9 protein-coding genes and 1 pseudogene are annotated in these 8,416 nt (G+C 55.5%); all 10 read left to right on the top strand.

Annotated features, from left to right (window positions below; genetic code table 11):
* A pseudogene (locus tag RMSM_RS09900) lies at nucleotides 1–571 on the top strand (outer membrane protein assembly factor BamB family protein); the annotation flags it as partial.
* A gap of 157 nt (nucleotides 572–728) precedes the next feature.
* Nucleotides 729–3,044, top strand: coding sequence for an outer membrane protein assembly factor BamB family protein (locus tag RMSM_RS09895; RefSeq protein ID WP_008694940.1), 2,316 nt, complete (start codon nucleotides 729–731; stop codon nucleotides 3,042–3,044).
* Between the two features lie 302 nt (nucleotides 3,045–3,346).
* Nucleotides 3,347–3,661: a PleD family two-component system response regulator gene (locus RMSM_RS09890; RefSeq protein ID WP_008694937.1), complete on the top strand. Its 315-nt coding sequence runs from the start codon at nucleotides 3,347–3,349 to the stop codon at nucleotides 3,659–3,661.
* Between the two features lie 4 nt (nucleotides 3,662–3,665).
* A complete protein-coding gene (panD, locus tag RMSM_RS09885; protein ID WP_008694936.1) occupies nucleotides 3,666–4,121 on the top strand; it encodes an aspartate 1-decarboxylase in 456 nt (151 codons plus the stop codon).
* Nucleotides 4,122–4,736: a DMT family transporter gene (locus RMSM_RS09880; RefSeq protein WP_008694935.1), complete on the top strand. Its 615-nt coding sequence runs from the start codon at nucleotides 4,122–4,124 to the stop codon at nucleotides 4,734–4,736.
* An 88-nt stretch (nucleotides 4,737–4,824) separates the two neighbouring features.
* Nucleotides 4,825–5,319 carry a 3-hydroxyacyl-ACP dehydratase FabZ family protein gene (locus tag RMSM_RS09875; RefSeq protein WP_008694934.1) on the top strand — a complete coding sequence of 165 codons (495 nt, stop codon included), beginning with the start codon at nucleotides 4,825–4,827 and terminating at the stop codon, nucleotides 5,317–5,319.
* A gap of 136 nt (nucleotides 5,320–5,455) precedes the next feature.
* Nucleotides 5,456–5,845, top strand: coding sequence for an acyl carrier protein (locus RMSM_RS09870; protein ID WP_008694933.1), 390 nt, complete (start codon nucleotides 5,456–5,458; stop codon nucleotides 5,843–5,845).
* A 6-nt stretch (nucleotides 5,846–5,851) separates the two neighbouring features.
* The gene (locus RMSM_RS09865; protein WP_008694932.1) at nucleotides 5,852–6,358 is read left to right on the top strand and encodes a 3-hydroxyacyl-ACP dehydratase FabZ family protein; all 507 of its coding nucleotides are present in this window, start codon (nucleotides 5,852–5,854) and stop codon (nucleotides 6,356–6,358) included.
* 67 nt (nucleotides 6,359–6,425) lie between these two features.
* Nucleotides 6,426–7,709 (top strand): beta-ketoacyl-[acyl-carrier-protein] synthase family protein, encoded by a 1,284-nt coding sequence (locus tag RMSM_RS09860; RefSeq protein ID WP_008694931.1) that lies wholly within the window; start codon nucleotides 6,426–6,428, stop codon nucleotides 7,707–7,709.
* A gap of 123 nt (nucleotides 7,710–7,832) precedes the next feature.
* Complete coding sequence (locus RMSM_RS09855; RefSeq protein WP_008694930.1) at nucleotides 7,833–8,234, top strand: hypothetical protein; 402 nt, start codon at nucleotides 7,833–7,835, stop codon at nucleotides 8,232–8,234.
* Nucleotides 8,235–8,416 lie beyond the last annotated feature (182 nt).

Here is an 8,416-nt window from a genome sequence, read left to right as displayed (position 1 = left end):
TGGAAATTCACTTTCGTATGGTCTAAAGGACCCTCCATTGTCGTGGGTCGGTGCTCGTTATCGGCATGTGATTCGCGATGTCGATGGATCGCCAGCGCTGGTAAAAATCTCGACGATTCCCAAGGGAGCACGCAGCCGATCGTGGATGGGCCCCAGTGATCTATCGGAATACACTATTTCCGCGGACGTTCGCGGGGCTCGCGACAATGACAAACTGCCCGACATCGGATTGACCGCTCACGGCTACGTCCTGGATTTGATGGGCCAGAGCCAACAGTTACAGATCCGGACCTGGTCAGCACAGCTTCGGATGGCGGAAACGATTGACTTTCCTTGGAAAGAAAACACGTGGTATCGCATGAAATTCCGTGCGGAAATCGAAAGCGAACCGCCTGCGTCGGTCACCGTGCTGAAGGGCAAAGTTTGGCCTCGTGACGAGCCCGAACCCAAAGAATGGACGATCACCGCCCGCGACGAATCGCCCAACCTGAACGCGAGCCCCGGTCTTTACGGGAACGCCAAGGATGCTGAAATTTACATCGACAACGTCGAAGTGAAGGCAAACGAATAGCACGTTTGCCGGACGTCATTAGAATGAACGTCATTCGCAATCCTGTTCAGCAAGATTTCAACAAGAAAATACCCAGCAGGGCAGATCGAAGCGATTCGACCTGCCTTGCCATCCTCCCTCCCAAAACAGACACCTCTCGCTCCAAAACGCTTTCAATATGAAAAAGAATGAATTGTCCGCATGGACACTGATTTTCGGTGCTACCGTTTTTGGCAGCATTACGGCGGTTGCCCTTAGTGGTTGTAAGCCGCCTGAAGCTCCCGGTTCGATTGAAATCGAAGCGGACGATCTCGATATGGATATCGACGAAGGCGACATCGAGTCGAGCAACACGACCACCGCGACGGTAGAAACGCCTGCGGTGGAGATGCCTGCGAAGGAAACACCCGCCGAAGAAGCCGCTCCCGCTGAAAAACCGGCTGTCGAAGAGGTTCCAGCGAAAGAAGCTGCTGCGGAAAAACCTGAAGCCAAACCTGAAGCCAAACCTGAAGCCAAACCTGAAGCCAAACCTGAAGACAGTGCGGCGAAATCGGACGCGGACAAACCGGCAGCGAAAACGCTTGTCAGCACCAAAGCGGACACTCGCGAAAGCATCGCCCCAGAAAAGGTACTCAGCGCCGGCGGCGATTGGCCGCAGTGGGGCGGCACCCGTTTGCGTAACAACACCCCCAATGTCGAAAACCTTCCCGAATCATGGGACATCGGCAAATTCGATCGCAAGACCGGCGAGTGGGACAAGGAGAAATCCGAAAACATCCGCTGGTACGCCAATCTGGGCAGCCAAACCTACGGCAACCCCGTCGTTTCCGGCGGCAAAGTGTTCGTTGGAACCAATAACGGAGCGGGCTACCTGAAACGTTACCCATCGACCGTCGACCTGGGCTGTCTGCTGGCATTCAACGAATCCAACGGCGAATTCCTGTGGCAACACAGCAGCGAAAAATTGATCACCGGCCGCGTCCACGACTGGCCACTGCAAGGCATCTGCTGTGCTTCGATGGTCGAAGGCGACCGGTTGTGGTTCGTCACAAGCCGCGGCGAAGTCCGCTGCGTTGACACCGAAGGTTTCCACGATGGCGAAGACGATGGTCCGGTGAAGGACGAAGTTGTCAACGTTACCGAAATCATGAACGCCGGCCCTGGTGCCCAGCCGTATGCCGACACATTGGCGGGACTGGGCGAAGGCAAACTGTCCGACGCTGCCAAGGAATCACTGGAAACCGCAGGCGAAGCTCTTGATGGCGATGCGACGGTCAAAACCGTGACCGAAGGCAAAGTTTGGACTCTGACCGGCAAATTTGGCGGCGTCGATCGAACGATCACCGTCAAAGCGATCGGCCCCAAACTGATTTTCACCAAAGCCCTTGGTGTCGATGACAAACGTGATGCCGACACCGTCTGGGTTTACAACATGATGAGCGAACTCGGTTCGAGCCAGCACAACATGTGTGCGTGCAGCGTGACCGCCTATGGCGATCTGTTGTTCGTCAACACCAGCAACGGGCTAGACGAATCGCACATTAATTTGCCAGCTCCCGACGCAGCCAGTTTCATCTGTTTGAACAAAAACACCGGCGAACTGTACTGGACCGACAACGCGCCCGGCACCAACATCCTGCACGGACAATGGTCCAGCCCGATGGTGGCGGAATTTGGCGGCGTTCCTCAAGTCTTGTTCGCCGGTGGCGATGGCTACCTTCGCAGCTACAAGGCCGATCAGGGCAAAGACGGCAAACCCGAACTGTTGTGGGAATTTGACGCCAACCCCAAAGAAACCAAATGGATTCTCGGTGGCGAAGGAACTCGAAACAACTTGATTGCCACTCCGGTTGCCTACGACGGATTGGTCTACATCGCGGTCGGCCAAGACCCCGAACATGGTGAAGGCGAAGGCCATTTGTGGTGCATCGATCCAACCAAACGAGGTGACGTGTCGCCTCAATTGGCGGTCAAGATCGAAGCGGATGGATCGCGGACTCCGATTCCTCACCGTCGTATCCAAGCGGTGGATCCGAAGAATGGTGAAGCTGCGGTGGACAATTCCAACTCGGCCGTGGTGTGGCACTACAGCCTGGCCGACCAGAACGATGACGGCGAATACGACTTCGAAGAAAAGATGCATCGCAGCTGTGGCACGGTGGCCATCAAAGATGACATCCTTTATATCGCCGACTTCTCGGGATTGGTCCATTGTCTCGATGCCAAGCCCAAAGAGGACGGAACGCCCACCGTTTACTTTACCTATGACATGTTCGCCCAAAGCTGGGGCAGCCCGCTGATCGCCGATGGACGCGTCTTTATCGGCGACGAAGACGGCGACGTGGCAATCTTTGAATTTGGTCCTGAAAACAAGGAACCAGTCGAAGAAATCAACATGGGAACCAGTGTTTACAGCACCCCGGTGGCCGCCAACGGCACGATTTACATCAGCACGAAGGACAAATTATTCGCAATCGGTAAAACGGACGAATAACCGGCGTAGGATGTGAACTGCGGCCAAAGCTCGCTTGAGCGGTGAATCCGGATGCCCTAATACAAGTCGCAGCCCCTCGGGAAATGAGGTCGCTGCGACTGTTCCATTTGGCAACCGTCTTGCCGTAATCAGCGACATGGCTAATCTCTAAAGTTTCTCAGTTTCGGCAAGCTCGCCCAATTCACCCCATTTGTTCGGGGGGCAGGACGAGGCGTGCCGAAGTGCATAAAATTGGTTTGATGATGTCTAAGTTGCTCGTGGATTGCGGAAATTGCGGTCCAGACTTCAATTCGATACGGCGGATGGTTTCCTCGAACTTCAAAGCCTCGGTGGTACAAACCCACGGGTTGGAAGACACGCTGGAAACGCTTCGCACCCGCAAAGTCGACCTGGTCACGGTCAATCGCAAACTTGATCGCGATTATTCCGACGGGTTGGAAGTTTTGAAAAAGATCAAAGCGGATCCCGAGGTCGGTTCGGTCCCGGTCATGCTGGTGACTAATTACGAAGAACATCAACAAGCATCTGTCGATGCCGGGGGCGTGCTCGGTTTCGGAAAATTAGCAATCGATGACACGAACACACGTGAATTGCTTGAGCCGTATCTGAGCGAGTAAAACGATGACAGGTCCTTTTCGTAAACTGCTTTCCGCCAAAATCCATCGCGCGACCGTCACGGGCGCGGATGTCGATTACGAAGGCAGTGTGACGATCCCTCCCGAATTGCTCGAAGCCTCAGGCATTTGTGCCTATGAATCGGTGCACGTGTGGAATGTGACTCGTGGCACTCGCTTGGAAACCTATGCGATTCCGGGAACTCCCGGTTCGAACGACGTTTGCATGAATGGCGCGGCGGCTCATCTGGTGCACCCGGGCGACCGAGTCATCTTGGCGACCTACACGATGGTCCCCGAAGACAAGGTGGCTGAGCATCGACCGCGATTGGTCTTTGTCGACGCCGAGAACCAAATCAAGCATCTGGGGCCCGAAATCGCCGGCCCTCAACGTCGCAGTGCCGATGAAACAGCCTCAACGCCTCAAGATGACAAAGCGGTCCAGACCGCAAAGGGCTGCTAGGTGCATCACGCTTCGGGCATGCTTTGGGTCGCGATTCTCGTCGGTCTCGCCGCAGGCTGTGTGCTTGGGGTCCAACCAAGCGTCAATGGCTCGCTTGGCAAGGCGGTCGCTCATCCCTACCAAGCGGCATTCATCTCGTTCGCCGTCGGTACGGCACTGCTGTTGATCCTGTGCCTTGTTACCGGGGTTTTCCCTCCGTCATTTCAATCGACGCCAGGGCAATTACCATGGTGGATCTGGTCCGGCGGTGCGATCGGAGTGGTCGTCGTGACGACGTCGCTGTTCTTTGTCCCCCGCGTTGGCTCGGTCCCTTGGTTTGCCGCCATCATGACAGGACAAACATTGGCGGCTATTTTACTGGATCACTACGGATGGATGGGTAATCCGCAAGCTTCGGCGTCGCCGCTGCGGTTAGCCGGAGTCGGGTTGTTGGTGGCGGGCGTTTTAGTGATTGCCCAAGCAAAACGCACTGAGCAAGCTGCAAAACACAGCGAACTGGCTGCCCAACCGAGTGAACAAACTGCTGAACAGACCGCTGCACTTGGCGAACCGGTGCTGCCGAATTCCGCAAATCCGAGCTCAACCCCGGTCGTCGAATCGACGAATTCCGAGTAAACAGAAGCCAAACTGCGGGAATTAAGGTTGAGGCAAAACAGCCCGAAAACTATTTTATGGCGAACCCACACCCGCCAATGACCGGAAAATGAAGTACCGACAACTCGACAAAATCACCTCCATTCAACCTGGAGTCCGAATTACGGCAGAGCGAACCCTCCGCGCCGACGAAGAATATTTGCTGGACCATTTCCCCCGTTTTCCGGTCATGCCGGGGGTAATGATGCTCGAAGCCCTGCACCAGGCTGCAATTTGGATGATCCGCACGGGCGATGGTTTCGAGAGTGCGTTGGTGACGTTAAAAGAGGTCCGTGGTGTCAAATTTGGCGACTTCCTCTCGCCTGGTGAAACGCTGCAAATCAGCGCCGAAGTGGTCAAAACCGACGGTGATTTGACCACGGTCAAGGCAACCGCCCAGAAAGAGGGACGCACCACCGTTTCGGCTCGTCTGGTGCTGCAGCGTCGTTCTTGTAATGATCCTGAACGATTAAAAACCGATGAAGACGTTCGCCGACGTGCAAAAAAGCAATTTGACGAACTGTTTGGGTCGATTGATCTGATTCCTGCCGAAGCTGCGAGCTAGGCTTGAACGAGTCTCGACGATGTTTGGTGCTGACGCCAAGCCCCCCGTCAGACTTCAAAAAACAACATTTACGCGTCTCGAAACGACGCATTCCTATCGCTCCGTTTATGTGAACAGCCCTAAAAGGATCCCCTCGATGGCACTTTCCCAAGAAGAGATTTTCGAAAAAGTACAAGAAGCTTTGATCGACGCTTTGGGCGTGGATGATGACGAAGTGACTCGCGAAGCGACCTTGGTCGGCGACCTGGGTGCCGAATCAATCGACTTTCTTGATATCGTTTTCAAGCTCGAAAAAGCATTCGACATCACGATCCCTCGTGAAGAACTTTCGCCCGAAGACGTTTTGACCAACTCGGAATACGTCAAAGATGGCGTGGTCACCGCCGAAGGCATGGCGGAACTGAAGCGACGGATGCCTTGGGCCGATCTTTCGGAATTCGAAAAGAACCCACGCGTTCAAGACTTCGGCAACCTGTTGACCGTTGGCGACTTGTGCAACTACGTCGAAACCAAAGTCGGAGCGTAGTTGTCGATGCGTTGGCTTTGGATCGATCGTTTTACCGAGTTCGTGAGCGGCAGCCATACCCGCGGCATTAAAAATGTGTCGCTGGATGAGGAAGTCGTGGATGAATATTGTCCCGGCTACCCCGTGCTGCCCCCGACGCTTGTGATCGAAAGCATGGCCCAACTCGGCGGTATCTTGGTTTCAGAGTATTATGGTTTCGAAAAGCGATGCGTCCTTGCCAAAGTTGGCAAGGCGGTCTTTCATCAACCGGCGCGAACCGGGGACCAATTGCAATACCACGTCAAAGTGGAATCGCTACAGGACACCGGTGCCACGGTGACCGGGGTCAGCCATATTGGTGAAACGCTGCACGCCGAAATCGATTTGATGTTTGCGTTCTTAGACCAAGACCGCTTTACGTCGGGGCCGTTGTTTGGACCCGGCGACCTCGAATCGATGCTGCGGCTGATGAATTTTTTCCACGTCGCGGTCCGACCCGACGGGACTCCGGTTCCCATCTACGAGAACCTCTAAGTCCCGCTGCTGCTAATTTCCTCTGTTTGATTTTCCCTTTTTCACTCATCTCACCCAAGGTTTCCCCATGCGTCGCCGAGTCGTCGTCACTGGTATCGGAATGATTAACCCGATGGGCCATGACGCTGCGACCGTATGGTCGGGGCTGAAAGAAGGCAAAAGTGGCGTTGCAAAAACAACGCTGTTTGACGCCAGTGGCTTTCCTACAAAGATCAGCGCGGAAGTCAAGAATTGGGACGTCTCGAAAGTGGGCGAGTCGATCCAACAGTGGGAAAACCGCGGCCGACACACGCGTTTCGCCATCGGTGCCGCCAAGCAAGCGATGCAGGACAGCGGGGTGATGGATGCGATCACCGACCCCGTTCGCTTCGGCGTCTACATGGGCAGCGGCGAAGGCAACCAGGACTTTCAAACGTTCAGCCGGATGATGTCCGCCGCATTGGCCGATGGCACTTACGACGCAGCCAAATTTGTCGGCAAAGGACTCGAGTTGCTCGATCCCGCCAAAGAGCTCGAGCAAGAACCGAACATGCCTGCGGCTCACTTAGCCTCGATGTTCAACGCTCAAGGCCCCAACCTGAACTGCTTGACCGCTTGTGCCGCCAGCAGCCAAGCCGTGGGTGAAGCGACCGAAATTATCCGCCGGGGCGACGCCGATGTGATGCTTGCCGGCGGAACGCACAGCATGATCCATCCGCTCGGCGTGACCGGATTCAACTTGCTGACCGCGCTGAGCGAAAGCAATGACGAACCGACCAAAGCAAGCCGTCCGTTTGACCGCTTGCGAAACGGTTTCGTGCTTGGCGAAGGATCCGCCATGGTCGTGCTCGAAGAACTCGAATCCGCCAAACGTCGCGGCGCCACGATCTATGGCGAAGTCGCCGGTTACGGAACCACCGCCGACGCGTATCGCATCACCGACATCCCACCGGATGGCCATGGCGGAATCGCCGCAATGCGAATGGCGATCGCCGACGCGGGATTAACCCCCGAAGACATCGGCTATGTCAACGCACACGGAACCAGCACCACGGTGAACGACAAAGTCGAAACGAAAGCGTGCAAGGAAGTGTTCGGTGAAAACGCGATCAATACTCCGGTCAGCAGCACCAAGAGCATGATGGGACACCTGATTGCCGCCGCGGGTGTGACGGAAATGATTGTCTGTTTGATGGCGATTCGCGACGGTGTGTTGCCACCGACGATCAACCAAGAGAATCCCGATCCTGATTGCGACCTCGACTATATTCCCAACGTCGCACGCGAAGCCGACATCCGCTATGCGCTGAACAACAGCTTCGGTTTCGGCGGACAAAACGTCACGCTGTGCCTGAGCCGCTTCGACGACTAGGAGCTAGGTTGCGAGCGATTCCCAAGGCAGCGAAACTGGTAAACGGTTTCGTTCGCCCGCGGATGCCGAAAGTCTTGGCGGCTTTCGCTACGACCTCACTATCCCACCAGCGAGCATTTGACCATGAACGCGTTCACGGATTCGGAATTGGCGGCTTTTCTGGACGAAGCGTTACCGGCGAATCGCAGTTCGGAACTCGAGCAAGCGCTGCGTAGCGACGCCTCGTTACGTAAACGGTTGATCGAAGTCCAAGGCCGCGATGCTGCCGGGCTGCATACGATCGCGGGAATCTGGCGACGCGAACGGTTGTCGTGCCCCTCGCGTTCGGAACTTGGCCAATACATTCTTGGCACACTTGAAACCGAACCGAGTGACTACATTCGCTTTCATCTTGAGGAAGTCGGTTGTCGGTATTGCCAAGCCAACTTGCTGGACTTGAAGGAAGCTGCCCAGGATCAAGCTCAACCGGTCGTCCGCCGCAGCCGATTTTTTCAAACCAGCGCCGGCTACCTGCGAAAGGAATAGCGGGGACGATCGGCGGTGAGTTTTATGCCGCATGATGCATCATTTGTTCGAGCCGATCGAGCGTCGTGACCATTTGGTTCCAATCGTTCATCACTTCGAGTGTCGACATCACCGCGGCATCAGTGCGATCAAAGCCTCGTTCACTGATCGTGATCCGTTTGGTCAACATGATCACGGTGCCC

Origin of the sequence: Rhodopirellula maiorica SM1, assembly GCF_000346295.1 — a bacterium.
Classification (GTDB): domain Bacteria; phylum Planctomycetota; class Planctomycetia; order Pirellulales; family Pirellulaceae; genus Novipirellula; species Novipirellula maiorica.
This window is presented reverse-complemented; position numbering and strand designations above follow the sequence as displayed.